Source organism: Centipeda felix, assembly GCF_900186465.1.
GTDB classification, from domain to species: Bacteria; Bacillota; Negativicutes; order Selenomonadales; family Selenomonadaceae; genus Centipeda; species Centipeda felix.
Genome location: NZ_LT891958.1, coordinates 101,337 through 120,655 on the forward strand (window position 1 = coordinate 101,337; position 19,319 = coordinate 120,655).

General features: G+C 57.8%; 18 protein-coding genes. 3 read left to right on the forward strand and 15 right to left on the reverse strand.

Going from position 1 to position 19,319, the window contains the following annotated elements:
- The first annotated feature begins 5 nt into the window (after nt 1–5).
- A complete protein-coding gene (locus C1713_RS04855) occupies nt 6–959 on the forward strand; it encodes an AEC family transporter (protein ID WP_102493210.1) in 954 nt (317 codons plus the stop codon).
- An 84-nt stretch (nt 960–1,043) separates the two neighbouring features.
- Here C1713_RS04855 and C1713_RS04860 read toward each other — a convergent pair whose 3' ends face one another.
- On the reverse strand, nt 1,044–3,176 hold the full coding sequence (locus C1713_RS04860; RefSeq protein ID WP_170950775.1) for a methyl-accepting chemotaxis protein: 2,133 nt from the start codon (nt 3,174–3,176) through the stop codon (nt 1,044–1,046).
- Between the two features lie 427 nt (nt 3,177–3,603).
- On the opposite strand from C1713_RS04860, the gene C1713_RS04865 reads away from it, so the two are divergent.
- On the forward strand, nt 3,604–5,115 hold the full coding sequence (locus C1713_RS04865) for a Na+/H+ antiporter NhaC family protein (protein WP_102493212.1): 1,512 nt from the start codon (nt 3,604–3,606) through the stop codon (nt 5,113–5,115).
- A 71-nt stretch (nt 5,116–5,186) separates the two neighbouring features.
- On the opposite strand, the gene C1713_RS04870 is transcribed toward C1713_RS04865, so the two are convergent.
- From C1713_RS04870 to C1713_RS04925, 12 genes are all read right to left on the reverse strand, one after another.
- Complete coding sequence (locus tag C1713_RS04870; protein ID WP_102493213.1) at nt 5,187–5,996, reverse strand: SDR family oxidoreductase; 810 nt, start codon at nt 5,994–5,996, stop codon at nt 5,187–5,189.
- Nucleotides 5,997–6,020: 24 nt separating this feature from the next.
- Entirely contained in the window at nt 6,021–7,019 is a 999-nt protein-coding gene (gene srlE, locus C1713_RS04875) for a PTS glucitol/sorbitol transporter subunit IIB (RefSeq protein WP_102493214.1), read from the reverse strand.
- Nucleotides 7,020–7,038: 19 nt separating this feature from the next.
- Nucleotides 7,039–7,590 carry a PTS glucitol/sorbitol transporter subunit IIC gene (srlA, locus tag C1713_RS04880; protein WP_102493215.1) on the reverse strand — a complete coding sequence of 184 codons (552 nt, stop codon included), beginning with the start codon at nt 7,588–7,590 and terminating at the stop codon, nt 7,039–7,041.
- A gap of 39 nt (nt 7,591–7,629) precedes the next feature.
- Entirely contained in the window at nt 7,630–8,022 is a 393-nt protein-coding gene (locus tag C1713_RS04885) for a transcriptional regulator GutM (RefSeq protein ID WP_006691023.1), read from the reverse strand.
- 16 nt (nt 8,023–8,038) lie between these two features.
- The gene (locus C1713_RS04890; protein ID WP_170950776.1) at nt 8,039–8,977 is read right to left on the reverse strand and encodes a sugar-binding transcriptional regulator; all 939 of its coding nucleotides are present in this window, start codon (nt 8,975–8,977) and stop codon (nt 8,039–8,041) included.
- Nucleotides 8,978–9,174: 197 nt separating this feature from the next.
- Nucleotides 9,175–9,546, reverse strand: a complete 372-nt coding sequence (locus C1713_RS04895) for a DUF488 domain-containing protein (protein ID WP_102493217.1) — start codon at nt 9,544–9,546, stop codon at nt 9,175–9,177.
- 116 nt (nt 9,547–9,662) lie between these two features.
- Nucleotides 9,663–10,331: a zinc ribbon domain-containing protein gene (locus tag C1713_RS04900; protein WP_102493218.1), complete on the reverse strand. Its 669-nt coding sequence runs from the start codon at nt 10,329–10,331 to the stop codon at nt 9,663–9,665.
- A gap of 284 nt (nt 10,332–10,615) precedes the next feature.
- A complete protein-coding gene (locus C1713_RS04905) occupies nt 10,616–11,812 on the reverse strand; it encodes a NupC/NupG family nucleoside CNT transporter (protein WP_102493219.1) in 1,197 nt (398 codons plus the stop codon).
- A 30-nt stretch (nt 11,813–11,842) separates the two neighbouring features.
- A complete protein-coding gene (locus C1713_RS04910; protein WP_102493220.1) occupies nt 11,843–13,165 on the reverse strand; it encodes a pyrimidine-nucleoside phosphorylase in 1,323 nt (440 codons plus the stop codon).
- Between the two features lie 13 nt (nt 13,166–13,178).
- Complete coding sequence (locus tag C1713_RS04915; protein ID WP_102493221.1) at nt 13,179–14,363, reverse strand: phosphopentomutase; 1,185 nt, start codon at nt 14,361–14,363, stop codon at nt 13,179–13,181.
- Between the two features lie 18 nt (nt 14,364–14,381).
- The gene (gene deoD, locus C1713_RS04920; protein ID WP_102493222.1) at nt 14,382–15,092 is read right to left on the reverse strand and encodes a purine-nucleoside phosphorylase; all 711 of its coding nucleotides are present in this window, start codon (nt 15,090–15,092) and stop codon (nt 14,382–14,384) included.
- Nucleotides 15,093–15,155: 63 nt separating this feature from the next.
- Complete coding sequence (locus tag C1713_RS04925; protein ID WP_102493223.1) at nt 15,156–16,418, reverse strand: NCS2 family permease; 1,263 nt, start codon at nt 16,416–16,418, stop codon at nt 15,156–15,158.
- Nucleotides 16,419–16,560: 142 nt separating this feature from the next.
- On the opposite strand from C1713_RS04925, the gene C1713_RS04930 reads away from it, so the two are divergent.
- On the forward strand, nt 16,561–17,211 hold the full coding sequence (locus C1713_RS04930; RefSeq protein ID WP_050341286.1) for a Crp/Fnr family transcriptional regulator: 651 nt from the start codon (nt 16,561–16,563) through the stop codon (nt 17,209–17,211).
- 248 nt (nt 17,212–17,459) lie between these two features.
- Here C1713_RS04930 and C1713_RS04935 read toward each other — a convergent pair whose 3' ends face one another.
- Both C1713_RS04935 and smpB read right to left on the reverse strand, forming a co-directional pair.
- Nucleotides 17,460–18,815 carry an amino acid permease gene (locus tag C1713_RS04935; RefSeq protein WP_102493224.1) on the reverse strand — a complete coding sequence of 452 codons (1,356 nt, stop codon included), beginning with the start codon at nt 18,813–18,815 and terminating at the stop codon, nt 17,460–17,462.
- Nucleotides 18,816–18,838: 23 nt separating this feature from the next.
- Nucleotides 18,839–19,312 carry an SsrA-binding protein SmpB gene (gene smpB / locus C1713_RS04940; RefSeq protein WP_050341290.1) on the reverse strand — a complete coding sequence of 158 codons (474 nt, stop codon included), beginning with the start codon at nt 19,310–19,312 and terminating at the stop codon, nt 18,839–18,841.
- Nucleotides 19,313–19,319 lie beyond the last annotated feature (7 nt).

Sequence of the window (19,319 nt, forward strand, 5' to 3'; positions counted from 1 at the left end):
TTCCCGTGGACAGTTCGGATTTTCGCATCATCTATCTCTTTACCGATCTCCTCGCGCCCCTCATCGTCGGCTATCTTCTCTATCGGCGCGGCATGATCTCCGATGACCTCATCCGACGCATCCTGCGCCTGAACGTCATCGTCATCTACACCATCCTCGCCCTCATGAGCTGTTGGACACTCCCGATCTCGTGGGATCTCGCGCTCATCCCCGTCTATGGCATTCTCATCGTCCTCTTCCCGGGGTTCATCGGCTGGGCATTCTTCATCCGCAAATACCACAACCCGCTTGACCGCGGCGCCTTTCTCTGCAACGCCATGATGTCGAACATCACCACCCTCGGCGGAGTCTGTGCCTACATCATCTACGGCGAGCAGGGTTTCGGCTACGCGCAGATCATGGGCATCTTTCAGACGATCCTGCTCGTCCTCGCCGTCTTTCCGATGGCGCAGTTCTACTGTCTCCAGCATGAAAATCACGGCGACACGGGCAAGGTCAGCCTACGCGTGCGCGATATCCTCCTCTCGTGGAATCAACTCAGCATCCTCGGCATGGCGGCGGGGCTCCTGCTCAACGCGGCAGGCATTGCGCGTCCGCCCGCTGTGGGCACGGCATTCGAGGGACTGATTCACTTCGGTGCATGGTTCGGTATGCTGCCCGTCGGTGCGCTCATCAACCTGCATCGCACACGTCGCTACGCGCCCTACACCCTCGACCTCTTCATCCTGCGCTTTCTCGTCATGCCCGCCTTTATGTTCGCGATCAGCTATCCCTTCGTCCACGATCCCGTCCTCCTCGGGGCAATCCTCGTCTTCTCCGTCACGCCGGGTGCGATCAACTCTGTCACAGCGGCAAAACTCTATCATCTCAACGTGGACTTTACCATCTCTGGATTTCTCACGACGAGCATTGCCTTCTTCTTCCTCGTCTATCCCGCGCTGTTCTTCCTGCTGCGATAAGCCCCTACGTATGCAAAATCCCTGCCGCATTCCTGCGGCAGGGATTTTCAATGTCAATATGCAGATAGAAGTACAAAATAACGATCAGAGGCGGAAGCGCTCAACCTCATTCTGCAGATCGGTCGCGATCTGGGCAAGGCTCTCGCTCGCCTCAGCGATGTCCGCGAGTGCCTGTGTCTGCGTGTCGACGGCGGCTTCCGATTCATTCGTCGTCGCATCGTTCTCCTTTGCCATATCCATCAGCTTATTGCTGACGGCGGCAATCGCCTTGTTCTTCTCCGTCAGCTTCTCGGAGGATTCGTTCAGCTTCGTCACAACGCTGTTCGCGCCTTCGACCGCCTCGGCAATCATGTCGAAGCGACGCTGCGTACGCTCGAGGTTGACGTTGCTCTCCTCGACCAGCTTCTTGGAGACCTCCATTGTATCGACCGCCTGCTGCGACTTCGTCTTGAGCTCGCCGATGATGCCGTTGATCTCATCCGTAAAGCCGCGCGACTGCTCCGCGAGCTTGCGGATCTCCTCGGCGACGACCGCGAATCCGCGTCCCGCCTCGCCCGCACGCGCCGCCTCGATGGCAGCGTTGAGCGCAAGGAGGTTCGTCTGCTCGGAGATGGACTGGATCATCGCGCTCGCCTCTTCGATACGCTCCGCACGCTCATTCGTCTCCTCGACCACACGCGAGACCTCCTGTGTGGCATTGGCAGTCTCGGCGGACTTCTTCATGAGGTCGGCGAGGATCTCCGCGCCCTCGGTCTGGCGCTTTTGGATATTCGCCGTCGCCTCGTTCATCTCCGTCATGACCTTGCGGTTGTCATCGAGCAGGTGGAGAATCTCGTCTGTATGATCGACCGCATCCTGCGTGTCCGCAACCTGCACGCGTGCACTCTCGGCGATGTCGTGGATGCCCTTGCGTACCGTCTCCGCCGAGTGCGCCGTGTTCTGCGCCGTCGCCGTCAGCTCCTCACTCGTCGCCGCAACAGACTGCGAGACACCGTTGATCTTGCCGATGATCTCGCGCAGGCTGTTCGCCATGCGCCCGAGTGAGCGAATCATCGCGCCGATCTCATCGGCACGATCCAGATAGATCGCGGCATGCTTTCCCTTCTCGTGATCCAGATCGAGATCGGAAAAACGCGTCAAAATCCCCGTCACATCCCCAATGGGAACGATCAAGCGCCGCTGAATGAACATTGCGAGGGCGATGACGAGCACCACCGTACAGATCACGGCAAGCACAACGGAGAAGATCACCATCTCGCGCGCCGTACCGACAAATTTATCCTTATCCGTAATGGAGAAGATCGCCCACGGTGTATCAATTCCGTCATAGTGGAGCGCGTAGAAGACGTAGACCGACTCCTTGCCTGTCGTCGGCGACACATTCATCAGGCTGTATGGACCGTCTGTGAAGATCTCCTTCTTATCCTGCTCCGTCGATCCCATCAGCTGGAACGCGTCCTTCATGATGGAGTCGGGACTCGTCCCATGCGCCACGAGACGTCCCGCATTATCGATCAGGAGGTAGATGTTGTCCGGCGTACTCGCCTTCTCGAAATCCTTCTGGATCTGCTCCATGTCAAAGTCAAGTGAGATTGCACCGACAAAATGCCCATCTACAATCAGAGGGATGGCGAGCGACACCACGAGAGTCTTCTTGCCGCCGACCTCCTCATAGTACGGATTCGTCAGCGTGAGCTTGGACGTACGCTTTGGCTCCGTATACCAATCAGCCGTCTCATAGCCCGTGCTCGGCTCGAACTCTACGCTGCTGCCCTCACGGCTCACGTAGGAAATCATGCGTCCTGTGCTGTCCGAGAGTGGGTCGCTCGTATGTGCGGCGTCGTTGCCGTCAAAGGCATTCGGTTCAAAGACCACCCCCACGCCCACAAGGTTACTGTTGGACTGAATCAGATCCGCAAGGTTTTTGTTCAGTGCCTCACGGCTGCGTGCCTCCGGCGGTGCCTGCATCATCGTGTAGATGCGCTGACGCAGCCCCTCCCCCGACTGTTTGATCGAGGCATAGCGGTTGAAGACCGGGCGGATCTTGTCCCCCAGCTCGTTGTACTTCGCCTGCGTCCCCACGGTGAGGAGTTCATCATACGCGCGATAGCCGACGAACGAGACGAGAATCGTCACCATCACGACAATCCCGACGAGCGTGATCGCGTTCAGCTGAAAGCCGATACCCCTTCCCTGTATTTGCCGTTGTTCCTGCAAATCATTCTCTCCTTTCCCCTGTGTCGCCGCCCCATCACGCCGACCACATGCATCGATGCAGCAAAATAAAATACTGCATTATTTTCGTATGTTACATATTCGTCATACTCTTTACTTCTCCTTCCTTAAATTAAAAGAAAAATAACTTAAGAAACGATCTCCATTATCTTGGATTCGATTTCTTTATTTATTTTTGCCAAATCCGGTTTTTTTGTTATAATGAGACCGTTGCATACGCAAGAACACATGGATAAATTCAACTTGTGCCTCTCAGCACATCTTTTTTGTCCGATTTTACCTGTGATTCTCCATATAGGTTCGCTCTGCGTTTGCTTTTTCTCCTCAATCGGGCGAAAAATCGGCACCAGTCTGAAGCTCTGTTGTATCCGTGATTTCTCAAATATAATAAAGGAAGTGCATTCATCTCATGACAGCAACCGCATGGTCGATTCTGCCGCCAATCATCACCATCGTCCTTGCACTCTGGACGAAAGAAGTCTATATGTCGCTCATCATTGGCATCTTCTCGGGGGCAATGCTCTTTGCAGGAGGGAATTTCCTGCAGGCGACACTCACGATGTTTCAGGTCATGGCAGACAAGGTGGGCGGCAACGTCAACATTCTTGTCTTTCTCGTCATCCTTGGCATTCTCGTTGCCGCCATCACACGCTCGGGTGCGATGAATGCTTACGGCGAATGGGCGACACGGGCGATCCACGGCAAGCGAAGCGCATCGCTCGTCACGGTGCTCCTCGGCATCGTCATCTTCATCGATGACTATTTCAACTGCCTCACCGTCGGCACGGTCATGCGCCCCGTTACGGACAAGTTTCAGATTGCGCGGACAAAACTCGCCTACATCATCGATGCTACGGCAGCGCCGATCTGCATCATCGCCCCCGTCTCAAGCTGGGCTGCGGCAGTCGGCTCCTCCCTGCCGGAGGACTCGCCCATCGACGGCTTTATGCTCTTTTTGCAGACGATCCCATTCAACCTATACGCATGGCTGACAATTCTCTTCATGCTCTACATTATATGGACGGGGCGTGACTTCGGAGCGATGCGCAGAAGTGTCGAGAAGTCCAATGTGGAGTTCGAGATTCCGAAGGAGTATCAGGACACGGCGGAGGCATCGGCAAGTGCAGCGAGCGAAGGACGCGGCAAAATGATCGATCTCGTGCTCCCCCTGCTTGTCCTCATCGCCGCCTGCATTTACGGGATGCTGTATACGGGCGGCATTCACGAAGGCAAGAGCATTGCACAGTCGTTCGCCGACTGCGACTCGTCAAAATCTCTCGTGCTTGGGTCGTTCATCGCCTTCGTCTTTACGGGGCTGCTCTACCTGCCGCGCCGCGTCGTCTCGTTCAACGTGTTCTGCGACAGCTTCGGCTGGGGATTCAAGGCAATGACCCCTGCCATCTTCATCCTCTGCCTTGCATGGACGCTCTCGGGGATCTGCAGCAAGGAGTACCTCAACCTCGGCGGCTTCGTCGGCACGATTGTCACCGCCAATGCGGGCGTTGTCATGTTCCTGCCGCCGCTCTTCTTCCTCGTTGCAGCAGGGCTTGCCTTCGCGACGGGCACGAGCTGGGGCACATTCGGCATCCTCATCCCAATCGCCATCGCCGTCCTCGGACAGACGGCGCCCGACATTCTCGTCGTCTCTGTCGCCGCTATCCTCTCGGGCGCGGTCTGCGGCGACCACGCATCGCCCATCTCCGACACCACCATCCTCGCGTCGGCAGGAGCGCAGTGTCACCACCTCGACCACGTATCGACCCAGCTTCCCTACGTCGCCGTCGTCGCCTCCTGCTCCCTCATCGGCTACATCGCCGACGGACTGACCGAAAACGGCTACATCGGACTCGCCGTAGGCATCGTTTCCCTCGCCGTATTCATGCTCGTGCTCTCCTCACGCGTCACTTCGGCAGAGCGGTGAAAACAATACGATACGAAAACGCCGCCAACGGGCTCTATGCCCCGTTGGCGGCGTTTTGTCATATTTGGTTGTCAGCCTCGCGTCTTACCGCCGGCGACGTTGTACGTAACGCCGTGGATATAGGATGCACGCTCCGAAGCGAGGTAGGCGACGAGATCGGCGACCTCACTGAGCTTTCCACTGCGTCCGAGCGGTGTGGTCTTCGTGCTCGCATAGCCCTTACGCAGATCATCGACGGTGATCCCGCGCGTATAGGCGAGCGCCTCCTCATAGGCTAGGGTACGCAGCCCCGTTGCCTCAAGAATGCCGGGTGCCACCGCGACCACGCGCACGCCGAGCTTGCCGAATTCCTTTGCCCATGAACGCGTAAAGGAATTGACCGCATTCTTCGTCGCCGCATAGATGCTCTGTCCCTCAGAGCCCTCGATACCGCTCTCCGAGCTCATGTTGATGATGACGCCGTGGCCCTGTGCGACGAGCTCGCGCCCGACTTCCTGTGCGCAGAGATAGACCCCCTTGAGGTTGACCGCCGTCACCTTGTCAAAGACAGCGTCGTCCAGCTCATACTTCCCATGCGGATCCTTCGGGTCGACCAGAAGGCGCGGGATGTTGATCCCCGCATTGTTGACGAGAATATCGATGTGTCCGAACTTCTCCTTCGCCGCCGCGACCATTGCCGCAACGCTGTCGCGCTTTGTCACATCGGTGACCACGTAGAGCATCTTGCCCTGCTTTTCATCAAAGGCAGGTGCCTGCGGATTCATATCGCAGACGACGACATTCGCGCCCTGTGCCAGAAACTCCTCGGCGACCGCCTTGCCGATCCCCGACGCGCCCCCGGTAACAATCGCAGTCTTTCCTTCAAGATTCAGCCAGCTCATTGCATATTCTCCTTTTCCCTACAATTAGTTCTCGTACAGCCCCGCGCTGGCAATCCACGCGATGATAACCGCAAGCGGGCCAGTCATGAAGCGGGAGTAAAGGACAGCGGGCACACCGATCTCCACCGTCTTGGCATCTGCCTCGGCAAGACCGAGACCGACGGGGATAAAGTCGCAGGAGCACTGGACATTGATAGCGAACACCGCAGGAAGCGCGAGGTTCGGCGGAATGTGTCCGAGACCAATCTCAACGCCGATCAGCACACCGACCACCTGCGCGATGACCGCGCCCGGTCCAAGGAACGGGGACAGAAGCGGGAAGGAGCAGATCAGTGCCAGAATGACGAGACCAATCGGCGAGGAGGCGAGCGGCGAGATGAAATGCGCCACGAAGTCGCCAAATCCCGAACCGAGGATAACGCCGATCAGCATGGAGACGAACGCCATAAACGGCAGAATCGTCGTAATCATGGTATTGACGGACTCGCGTCCTGCCTGATAGAACGTCGCGACAATGCCGCCCATCATCTGTCCGATCTTTGCCATAAGGCCGCCGGACTGCTCCGTGATCTTCTTCGTCGTATCGTACTTCGGCGCGGGTGCCGCCGCAGCTGCATCGGATGCAGCCGGTGCAGCGGGTGCTGCCGAGCCGTCACTGAATGCGATATTGTTCGGCTTGACCGCCGAGACGTAGATATCCTCCTTGATGTACTGGGCAAGCGGGCCGGAGGGTCCCGTCTGTTTGACGTTCACCGTAAAGATGCGCTTCTGCGGATAGATGCCGCAGCGCAGCGTGCCGCCGCAGTCAATGACCACAGCGAGGATTTCCTCCTCGGGAACACTGGTCTTGAAGCCATCCACGACCTCTGCGCCCGTCATCTCACCGAGGCGAAGGGCAACATCCGAGATGACCCCGCCCGTGATATTGACGATTTTATGCCGCTTCTCATCCGGCGTCAGTGTGAGCGGACCGCCAAAGCCGCCCGAACCTGCCGAGACGACAACACTTTTATACTCTGCCATAGTATTGCTCCCTTCTTCCTTACTTCAGTACAGCGGGCTCTTTGCTGAGCTCAACGCCCTGCTGCCGCTGCACATACGCCGTCGTAAAGTCCGTCAGCCAGCCGCGCAGGAAATTGACCACGAGACCGACGAGCAGATAGCGGACAGCAAGATCCGTATAGGGCAGTCCGAGTGTCGTGATGCCGTTGGCGACGCCGAGGAACACGAACATCTCACCGGGATTGACATGCGGAAACATACCGTTCATCGTATGGCATGCCGAAGACGATGCCGCATAATAAGAAGGCTTGTAAAATTCCGGAAGGAATTTTCCCAGCGAGAGTGCCATCGGGTTGCAGAGGAAGAACACCCCGATGAACGGCAGAATGACATAGCGGGAAAATGGATTGCCCGCACAGAAATGAGCAAATCGCTCCACGCGCTCATTTCCGACGAAGAGAACGATTGCGTTCATCGCGACGAGCAGACAGAGCAGCGTCGGGATAATGCCCGTCACCCAGCTGATGAGTGTCTCACCGCCCTTGTTGAACATCCCGATGAAGCCCTGTGCGAAAAGAATGAGTGTGTCCATGCGTTTGTCTCCTTTCACATGGAAAAATAGAGATTCGTCTTATGCTGAACCGGCGAACGCCGTGCCCTGCTCCTGATAGATCATATATTCCTCACGCGCGCCAAGTACGGCGCGGCGCGTTTGGCGATCATAGCGGGCGACATGCTCCTCATCGAGATCGAGAAGATTCACCCCATTGAAATCATCAAATGGTCGGAATCCCGCGAAGACGGTGACGCCCTTCATGATCTCCCCACGCAGGATATTGCAGTCCCCATCGATCACAAAGAGTACAATCGCCCCTGCGGCGAAACGTCCCTTTGCCTTGCCGATGGCAACGCGCCCCTCATGCCGCAGCTCACGCACATGCGCGGCAAAGCGGCGAAACTGGAGAATACTCAGTACTAGCTGAAGAACCCACATACTCACCGCGATAACGATCAGCCAAAACATTGTTCTCACCTCCGAATTATTCGTTGAGTAAAATCTTTGCTGTCTCCTCATCCGTGATGAGAACATTGATATAGCGGCCGCGCAGGGCGCCGAGAATCGCAGGCACCTTCTCGCGCGATGCCGCCATGCCGATGCAGTATGGCAGGCTGCGGAGACGCTCGAGCTCGACGGCAATGATGCGGTCATGAAACTCGTTCGTCACGGGGCGGCCGTCTGCATCGTAAAACATGGAACAGATCTCCCCCACAGCACCGCTGCGCAAGAGGCTCTCGATCCCCTCCCGGCCGAAACTCCCCATCCAAACCAAGTTGGAGGATTTGACGGGGGCGCCGATGCCGACAATCCCAACATCGAGCTTTTCCCAAAGTTTTGAAATCTGCTCGAAATTTATATCCTGTCGAATCGCCTCTGCGATCTCGCCCGTGCGCGCAATGGCAGGGGCATAGATATAATGACTGCGCCCGCCAAAGGCGTTTGCGAGCTCATAGCAGAGCGTGTTCACATGAAGCTCGCTGTCGAGGCTCTCAGGGCCTCCATCAAGCGGAACAAAATCTGCACGTACCGCACGCATTTGTTCCTCGGATGCGCAGCGCGTCAGTTCGCGGATACTCGTCCCCCACGCCAGACCAATGGTCTGACCATCGGCCGCAATCCGGCGCAAGAGACCGAGCCCCGCCTGTCCCATGCGCTTCTTGACCTGTTCGAGGTCAATGCTGTGTGCGACGACGCACGCCTCACGCAGCCCAAAGCGCCGCTCCAAGGCACTCTCGAGTTCCTCGTTGCTGTCCATCGCGACGGTGATGCGTACGATCCCCGACGCGAGCGCACGCCGTAGGTACTTGCTGACCGTCGTGCGGTCCACGCCGAGCCGCTGTGCGATCTCGCTCTGCTTCAAGCCTTCTGTATAGTATAGATTTGCCGCCTTGATAAGGATCCGTTTATCAACGGCCTGCATCATCATCCCCCTGTCCCATCAACCTTCACTTTTGTTACGAACCGGCTCACATGTTGCTGTTACAGATAGAATATAGCGCATTTTGTTATTGATCGCAAGAAAAAAAGACCATGATTTGAAATAATCACGGTCTTTTCCCAATAATTGATCAAACGTCGTCACATAAGTGACATCACTATATCAAAAGTGACAATGTATTACTTATCCATCATTCCGTTCATCCAGTCGCGCAGAACAACTGCCTGATTGAGCTGTGGATCCTTCGCCCCATAGAGGAGTGTGACATTCTCCCCCTTTGCGAGATGCTCAGCGACCGTCTTAGTATGGGTGGGGGCAGCCGTCCCCGTCGAGAGCTCCGTCCGATACTTCTCGGTAAAGGCCGCAAAGTTCTCCGCCTTGTGGCCGAACCACTTGCGCAGCTCCGGTGTCGGCGCGATGTCCTTCCACCAGTCCGAAAGAGCGGCGTGCTCCTTCGAGATACCGCGCGGCCAGAGTCGATCCACGAGAACGCGGAACCCATCATCCTCCGCCGGTGCCTCATAAACGCGTTTGATACGAATTTCTGCCATAATAACGCTTCTTCCTATCGCATCGGAAATATAACTGCATTTATCTTAGCACATTTTCGCATCTGCGTCAGCAAATCTTTCGCATCTGGTCATATCTCTCAACTATAAGCCCCGCCTCACGCCGAACGGGCAGCCTTCATCGGTGCATCCATACCGATATAGTCCTGAACGGAGCGCACCTCACCCGTGCGCAGCGCCGCAATCATGCGGTTGATGCGCGGCGGCGGCGTCCACTCGAGTGGAAGGAAACACCCCTCGCAGTGATTATACATGACGTGCAGATCGTTCTCCGCCTGCCGCCGCAGCACTGCATACTCCGCCGCACGCCGCTCATAGCGCCGCCCCGCGCGCAGATAGCCGATCACACTGACCGCCGCCCACAGGACAAAGTAATACGTCCAGACGAAATGCGGCAAAAAGGGCGACAGCGGGAAATAGACGAGCGCCGCAGCAAGCCCGCCTGCCAGCCCCCAGAACAGAAAAGACGGATGCGAAAAGCCGCTCTCAATATAACGCAGATCATCTGCCACCTGATAGAGATTGCTGTACTCCACAAAGTAATCCCGCAGCCGCTCAAGTCCCGCCAGCTGTGCTGCCATCGTCTCCGGCGGCGGACACGGTGCATTCAGTGCGACTTCCTTCGGCATCGCATGGCGTTTACTTGCGGCCGTATCGGCGATGAAGCTCCATGTCTCAAGCTCGTCATCGACGAGGGCACGTCCCCCGCAGTGCGGACAGATGCGCGTCAGATTCTCGATCTTCGCGCCGCATTCCTTGCATATCATCCGTCTCTCCTTTCTGAAAAAATACTTGCTGGCTGTTATATCTGAATCGTTTGTAATTATTGTGTCGCTAATCAGGTGGGACTTTAGAGATATTCTATCACAAAATATCATCTTTGTCTAATAAACAGATTGTATTCATAGGAGGTTCGTCGTTAGCAATCGCGGATAAAATGAAGCCCGTCCGATTCGCACAGCTGATTTTATCATTGTTTCCCTAAGGAAAACAATGATAAAAAGATGATGCTGTACATTGATTTCGTACAGCAGCCCCCAGAGGATCGTACCTACCAGACAAACAATCCACAGATTGCGGCAGATAGCAGCGAAACCAGCAGTCCGGACAGCATCATGTAAACGACGTTGCGCGCAACGATCATATTGCGCTCAGGGTCAACCAGCCCCTTGAAGCAGCCGAGGATGATGCCAACCGTCCCGAGATTGGCGAATGACGTGATGAATACGGTCATCACAGCCTGCATGTGCGCCGGCCACGTCGGAACCATCTCCTGGATCTGCAGCATGACGACAAACTCGTTCGTGATGAGCTTTGTCCCCATGTACTGGGCAATCTGGAACGCCTCTGCCGGCGCAAGACCGAGCAGCCACGCGAACGGGAACAGCACGACACCGAGGATGAGCTCGAGCGAAAGCGATGCATGCAGCAGACCGAGCAGGACATTGACGCACTTGAGCAGTGCCACGATGGCGATGACGTTTGCACAGATGATGAGGACGAGACGCCCTGCACCGAGAATCGACTCCGCGAGGTAGGAGAAGAACGGCTCGCGCTCTCCCCCCTCACTCAGCGTAGCAATCGTGTCCTCCTCCGGCGCAACCTTCACGGGATGGAGAATCGAGGAGACGAGCAGCGCATTGATCACGTTCAGCGGGATCGCCGTGACGACGTACTCCGCCGGCATCATCTTGACATAGACGGCGATGAGTGCCGCCGTCACGCAGCTCATCGACATGAGGCCGATGGTCAGCACACGCTCCTTGCTCATCCGCATGAGCTGGAGCTTCGACACGGCGAGTGCCTCTGTATTGCCGAGGAACATCATCTCGATGGCGAAGAACGACTCGAACTTCGGCGCACGCGTGAGGAACGTGAGCAGCTTGCCAACCCAACGAATGATGAACGGCAAAATGCCGAAATACGTGAGGATGTCAAAGAGCGGCACGACGAAGAGGATCGGCAGAAGCCCTGCCGCAAAGAAGTTCATCTGCGGTACGTTGACCCAGTCAGGGAACACGAACGCGATGCCGACGTACGAGATGTTGATCAACTCCGTGAACCCGCTCGCGGCGGCCGTAATCATATCGCGGCCAATTTCGAACGATGTCAGGAACCACGCGAGCACGAGGTTCAGCGTGAGAAGCGAGGCAACCGAACGCCACTGGATCTCCTTGCGGTTCCGCGATGCGAGCACGCCGATGCCGAGGAACACCACAAGGCCGAGCAGGTTGACGAAGAAAAACATACGAAATCCTCCCCCCGAAAGAGTTTTTGACTAGTACCGTACGACCTTGTCTTTTTCCACGCGGGCATAGACAAGCGGTCGGCTGGGCGGCACCTCTTTTCCAATGGTAATCGCCGCACGGAAGAGCTGAGCCGCGCTTTCGCCGCGCTGCGCGCTCTCGGTATAGAGCGTTGCGATGACATCGTCCGACGTCACTGCATCGCCGTACTTCTTATGCAGGATAAGCCCGGCGGCGAAATCGATCGGACTGTCCTTCGTCTCGCGCCCTGCGCCGAGCACAACGCTCGTCTCGCCGATTTTCTCCGCATCCATGGCGGTGATATAGCCGTCCGCCCCCGCGCGAATCTCCACCTGCACAGCCGCCTGCGGGAACTTCGATGCGTCGCGCAGCACGGCATCGTCACCGCCCTGCCGCCGCACCATCGTACAGAACGTCTCGAATGCCGATCCGTCCGCAATCGACTGCTCCGCCATGCGGCGACATTCCTTGATCGCCCCCTTGCCGACGAGGTAAAGCATGTTCTCCGCGAGCTGGAGTGACACCTCCGTCAGATCACGCGGTCCTTTGCCGCGCAGCACGTCCATCGACTCTGCGACCTCGATGCTGTTGCCGATGCCGTGACCGAGGGGCGTATCCATATCCGTGATCAGCGCAACCGTGCGCCGTCCTGCCCCCTCGCCGATGGCGACCATCGTCTGCGCGAGCGCGATGGCATCGTCGAGCGTCTTCATGAACGCGCCAGAACCCGTCTTAACATCGAGCAGAATGCAGTCCGAGCCTGCGGCGAGCTTCTTGCTCATAATCGAGGACGCAATCAGCGGGATGGAGTCGACCGTCGCCGTCACGTCGCGCAGTGCGTAGAGCTTCTTATCCGCCGGCGCAAGGTTGCCCGACTGCCCGATGACCGAGACGCCGCACTCGTTCACGATGGAGAAGAATTTCTCCCGCGAGATCGCCGTCTCATAGCCCGGGATTGCCTCCAGCTTGTCCACGGTGCCGCCCGTATGCCCGAGTCCGCGCCCGCTCATCTTTGCGACGCGTCCCCCGCAGGCGGCGACAATGGGTGCGCAGATGAGCGTCGTCTTGTCGCCGACGCCGCCGGTCGAGTGCTTGTCCACCTTCTTGCCGGCAATCGCCGAAAGATCGACACGGTCGCCCGAGTCCGCCATGGCAATCGTCAGTGCGGTCGTCTCCTCCGCCGTCATGCCGCTGAACCAGATCGCCATCAGCATGGCGGACATCTGGTAGTCCGGAATCTCCCCCGCGACATAGCCCTCGACCATAGAGCGCAGTTCCTCGGCAGTCAGTTCGCCGCCGTGCTTCTTCTTCGTAATCAGGTCATACATACGCATGGGTACATCCTCCTCAGCGGGCAAGAATGCGCGGCAGCAGGCTCTCGCCCTTTGTCGTCAGCGGCGCATCGAACATATCCGCCACCGTCGCGCCGATCATGGCGAACGTCGGATACGTCCCGAGATTTGTGTTCGGACGGATCCGTGCGCCATAGACGAGGAGCGGCACATACTCACGCGTGTGGTCGGTGCCGGGGGCGCCGGGGTCGCAGCCATGATCCGCTGTGATCATCAGCACATCGTCCTCGCGCATATTCTCCATGAACGTGCCGATCTGCACGTCGAACTCCGTCGTCGCGCGCGCATAGCCTGCGATGTCGCGCCGATGCCCATACGCCATGTCGAAATCGACGAGGTTGACAAAGCACAGTCCCGTGAAGTCCTCCTGCTGGATGCGGAGCGTCTTTTCCATGCCGTCGGCGTTGCTCTCGTTGACGCCTGTGCTGCGCGTGATGCCGCGCCCCGCAAAGATGTCGCTGATCTTGCCGACCCCGATGACCTCACAGCCCTTGCGCACGAGCGCATCCATCATCGTATCGCCCGTCGGATCGAGGGAGAAGTCATGACGATGCGCGGTGCGCTTGTAGTTCGGATAGCTGCCGACATACGGGCGTGCAATAATGCGCCCGACGCCGTGCTCGCCCTGCATGATCTCGCGCGCCGCACAGCAGTACTCATAGAGGCGCTCGACGGGCACATCGGCCTCGTTCGCCGCGATCTGCAGCACGCTGTCTGCCGACGTGTAGACGATGAGACCGCCCGTCTCCTCCTGCTCACGCCCGTAGTCGTGGATCACCTGTGTACCGGAGTAGGGCTTGTTGCAGAGCATCTTCTTTCCATCGCACGCCGCCGAGAGACGCGCGAGGATCTCGGGCGGAAATCCGTTCGGATACGTCGGCATGGGCTGCTCGGAGACGATGCCCGCGATCTCCCAGTGTCCGATCGTCGTATCCTTGCCGCGCGAGAGCTCCCGCAGGCGGGCAAAAGTGCCGATGGGGCTGTCTGCCGGCGTGCCGCAGCCGACGCCGTCGATGTTGAAGAGGCCCAGTTTTGTGAGGTTCGGCGCGTGCAGCTCCGGCGAGGTCGTCAGCGACGCGAGTGTATTGCATTTCCCGTCGCCAAAATCCGCTGCGTCCGGCTCATTCCCGATGCCAAAGCTGTCGAGCACAATGATGAATACGCGTTTGATACCAGCCATTGCCGTCTCCTTCCTCCGTTAGGCGATGGACGCCTCCAGTGCAATCTCGATCATCTCGCTGAACGAAGTCTGACGCTCCTCCGCCGTGGAGGGCGGCTCGTCACTGACGAGGTGGTCGCTGACGGTAAAGAGCGCGAGCGCACGCACGCCGAACTTCGCCGCGATGAGATAGAGTGCCGCAGCCTCCATCTCAAGGCCAAGGACGCCGTAGCTCGCGAGCTTCTGGATGTCCATTTCGTCATCGTAGAAGCGATCCTGCGACATCACGTTGCCGACGCGCACGGCGATGCCCTTGTCCGCCGCTGCCTGATAGGCGTGACGCAGCAGGTCAAAGTCCGCCACCGGTGCAAAGTTGACCGAAGCGCCGAAGATGTTGCGCGGCATGGAGGAGTCGGTCGTCGTCGCCTGTGCGATGAGAACGTCGCGGATATGGATATCCTTGTGGCACGCGCCGCAGCTGCCGATGCGGATCAGCGTCCTGCAGCCGTACTCACGGATGAGCTCATTGACGTAGATAGAGATCGAGGGCATCCCCATGCCCGTCCCCTGCACGGAGATGGGATGTCCCTTGTACATGCCGGTGTAGCCGAGGATATTGCGGATGTTCGTGTACTCCTTCGCGCCCTCGAGGAAATTCTCGGCGATGTACTTGGCGCGGAGCGGGTCGCCCGGCAGGAGAATACGCTCGGCGATTTCGCCCTTCGCTGCGGCAATGTGTGGGGTTGGCATAATGTGTACCTCTCTTTCGTCATGATAGAAAAATTTTATCGTAAACCGCCATAGCGGTCTATGTCACTGTGCTGCCTCAAAGACGAGCTGCAGGAGAAACAGTACGCCGAGGACGTAGGAGAGCGTTCCAAGCTCACGGCGGCGTCCCGTGAACACTTTCATCATGGGGTGTGCGGCGAAGCCGAACGCCAGCCCTGTAGAGATGCTGTTCGTCAGCGGGATGAGCACGATGATGAGGAACGCAGGGAACCACTCGGAGAAATCCTGAAACTGGATGTTCTCTAGATGCTGCATCATCAGTGCGCCCGTGATGATGATGACGGGCGCAACCGCCGCCTGTGGAACGTAGGCGAGCAGCGGAATGAAGACGAGTGTGAGCAGGAACAACGCGCCGCCGACGAGTGCCGTCAGCCCGCTCCGCCCCCCTTCGACAATGCCCGCCGCACTCTCTGCGGCAGCGACGGTGGGGCTCGTTCCGAGCACCGAGGACAGCACCGCCGTCAGGGACGATGCGCGGAATGCATTGCGAAATTTTTCCGTATCGGGCAGCAGTCCTTCGAGCAGGCCGATGGACTCAAAGACGAGAATCATCGTCATCGAGAAGACCGCAAGCCAGAACGAAACGGTCAGCATGGAGGAGAAGTCCTCTGCAAAGAGCAGCGCACCGTATTCGCCGAGCCGCGTCATATCGATCTCGATCGTATTGGCTTGGACGAGTCCGAGCGCATTGGCAATGACCGTCACGATGAGGATGGCGATGAAAAATCCACCCTTCACCCGCCGCTGGTAAAACAGCAAGCTCAGCACGAGGCCGAGGAGCGCGAGCAGTGCAGAGGGATTCCGCAGATCGCCGAGCGCGAGGATCGAGTTCTCGCCGGCGCGGATCAGCTCTGCCTTCTCCAGACCGATCTCCACGAGAAACAGTCCGATGCCCGCCGTCACTGCGTATTTCAGTGATTTCGGCACGGCATCCGCCAGGATCCTGCCTGCACGCGTCACCGCCAGCGCAAAGAAGATGAGTGCTGAGACAAGCGAAATGGCAAGTGCCTCCTGCCAGCGGAACCCCATGTTCACCACGACGGTATACGTAAAGAACGCATTGATGCCCATGCCGGGCGTCAGAATGATCGGCGCATCCGCCCAAAACGCCATCAACAGGCACCCGATCGCCGAGGCGAAGATCGTCGCAAACACGCTCAGCTCCGCCGGGATCCCCCCGTCCGCAAGGATCAGCGGGTTGACGATGACGATGTACGAGATGGCAAAGAACGATGTCAGCCCCGCCATCACCTCCACGCGCCTATTGGGCACGTTGTTCGAACTCATATCTCATCCTCCCTTTAATCCGAGTATATCAAATAAAATAAGCGAAAAAAAAGGACATGTGACTTTTCAGCACGAAATTTTTTCGTTAAAATAGAGGAGAAATGATACATCCAGCGATTTCCATACAAAGAGGAGCATCACCATGCTTTTGCCGTCATTTCCCGAAGTGCCGCCGCACCTCCTGCGCACGGCACGTCCGCTCACATTCCAGCCCGACGAGATCATCCGCTGTAAGGGAACGCACGCCGACACGGTTTACATCCTCCTCGCGGGGCGCGTGCGCATTATCAACGAGTTCTCAAGCGGCGATCGGTATGTGTTTGCCATCGCCGACCCGCCAACATTCCTCGGTGAGTACGAGGCTCTCGCGGGTACGCCGTACTATGCCGCGACATGTGAGGCAGAAACGGTATGCGATCTGCTCGCCATCAGCATTGACGCGTTCGGTGCATGGCTCCAGCACGACGCGGCAGCAGCGTTTTCCGTTGCCTGCATGATCGCACGAAAATCCTGGCCCATCTCGGACGAATACGGTCAGATCAAATACCTAACGGTGCAGTCGCGTCTCCTCGCCTACCTGCAAAAGCAGCTGCCTGCGACCGATGCCGCCGTGCGTCTCCCCATGCGGCGGCAAGACATCGCCGATGCCATTGGTACGAGCCTGAAGACGGTCAACCGCAGCGTCGAACGCCTCCGTGCAGAGGGGATACTCTCCCTCGACCGCGGCAAGATCGCCCTCACACCCGACCAATGCGCAAAGATGCGGACAATGGATGTGCACCAAAAAACATAGAGATGCTGCGACACAATCACTGCACCACATGAAAAGGGCGCTGCACGAAGCCAAAGACTTCGTGCAGCGCCTTTTGTGTGCCCCTTCCACCGCTTGCTGGCCTGTCCAAGAAGCAAGCCCATAGGGCGCAGCTGATTGGGAAACAGGTCGTATGCGAAAACGTCCCAAGAACACGAGCGTTAGCGACGTGTGATTGGTTGACGTTGACCGCTCGCGGTCCACCTTCCCCGTCATAGCGGGGAAGGCGATTATGCTTTTTCACTCTTTCGCTTCGACCGATAGCCGAGCCAGAGCACGATCAGCCATACGGGCAGGATCGGCACGGCAATCTGCATCCCGGGGATCTGTGCCATCATGATGACAACCCCCGCGAGGAAGATGAGGCAGAGGTAGTTGATCCACGGATAGAACGGCGTGCGGAATTTGATTGGCTTTCCCTCACGTGCACATTGCTCACGAAACTTCAGATGCGTAACGACGATGGTCGTCCAGCTGATGACAGCCGCGCAGGTTGCGATCGCGATCAGATAGAGAAATGCATCGCCCGGGAAAAAGTAATTGAGAAAGACGACAACGAGCGTCATCCCCGAGGAGATGAGAATGCCGCGCACGGGCACCCCGCGGTGTGAGAGACGGCAGAGTGCCTGCGGTGCATCGCCGCGCTGTGCGAGTCCATAGAGCATACGGCTGTTGCTGTAGATCGCGGAGTTGTAGACCGAGACTGCCGCCGTGAGCACGACGAAATTCAGGATATGTGCCGCCGCAGGGATACCGACGTTACGGAAAATCTGGACAAAGGGGCTCGCATCCGCACCAACCTCGTTCCACGGCCAGAGAGCCATAAGAATCGCCATGGTGCCGACGTAGAAGATGAGGATACGCCAGATCACCTGATTGATCGCCTGTGGGATGGTGCGGTCGGGATCCTCTGCCTCCCCCGCTGTGATGCCGATCAGCTCAACGCCGCCGAACGAGAACATGACGACCGCCGTTGCGAGGAGGAAGCCCCACCAGCCGTTCGGCAGGAAGCCCCCGTGCGCCCAGAGGTTGCTGACGTTCTCGGGGAACGGTGCCCCTGTCACGAGCAGCCAGCCGCCGAGCCCAATCATGAGCACAATCGCCGTGATCTTGACAAGTGCCATGCAGAACTCCATCTCCCCATAGGCACGCACATTCGTGAGATTGAGGATGGTGATGACCGTGAGACAGACGAGCGCAGAGAGCCACTGCGGCAGATCGGGCAGCCAAAAATTCATATAGATGCCGACCGCCGCCAGCTCCGCCATAGAGACGATGATGTAATTGAACCAGTAGTTCCAGCCGGAGAGGAAGCCCGGAAAGTCGCCCCAGTACTTTCCCGCATAGTGACTGAAGGAGCCCGAGACCGGTTCATCCACTGCCATCTCGCCGAGCATCCGCATGATGAAGAAAATCATGATGCCGCCGAGCAGATATGCGAGCATGACCGCCGGCCCCGCGAGCGCGATCGTCGAGACAGAGCCGTAGAAAAGCCCCGTACCGATTGCGCCGCCGAGGGCGATCATCTGGAGATGCCTGTTCTTGAGCCCGCGCCGAAGGGCGGGCGATGCTTCCTTTTCCTGCATAAATCCTCCGTCCAAAAATACTGCTATCCGCGCTGACGTGATTTTAGTGCCTGTTCCACCTCGCGTTTTGCCGCCTTTTCCTTCAACGACTGACGCTTGTCGTAGTTATGCTTGCCGCTCGCGAGTGCCAGCTCGAGCTTTGCACGTCCGTGCTTGAAATAGACCTTCAGCGGGATGAGCGTCATGCCCTTTTCCTGCGTCTTGCCAAAGAGCTTCAGAATCTCCGCCTTGTGCATGAGCAGACGGCGCACGCGCAACGGGTCATGGTTGAACTGATTGCCCTGATCGTAGGGGCTGATGTGCATGTGGTCGAGGAATACTTCCCCGTTCTTGATGTAGGCGTAGCTGTCGCGCAGATTTGCCTTGCCGGCGCGCAGGGACTTGACCTCCGTACCGACCAGCTCCATTCCCGCCTCATAGGTCTCGTGGATGAAGTAGTCGTGCCGCGCCTTGCGGTTCTCACAGGCGATCCGTACGCCATCGTTTTTCTTTCCCATTGATGTT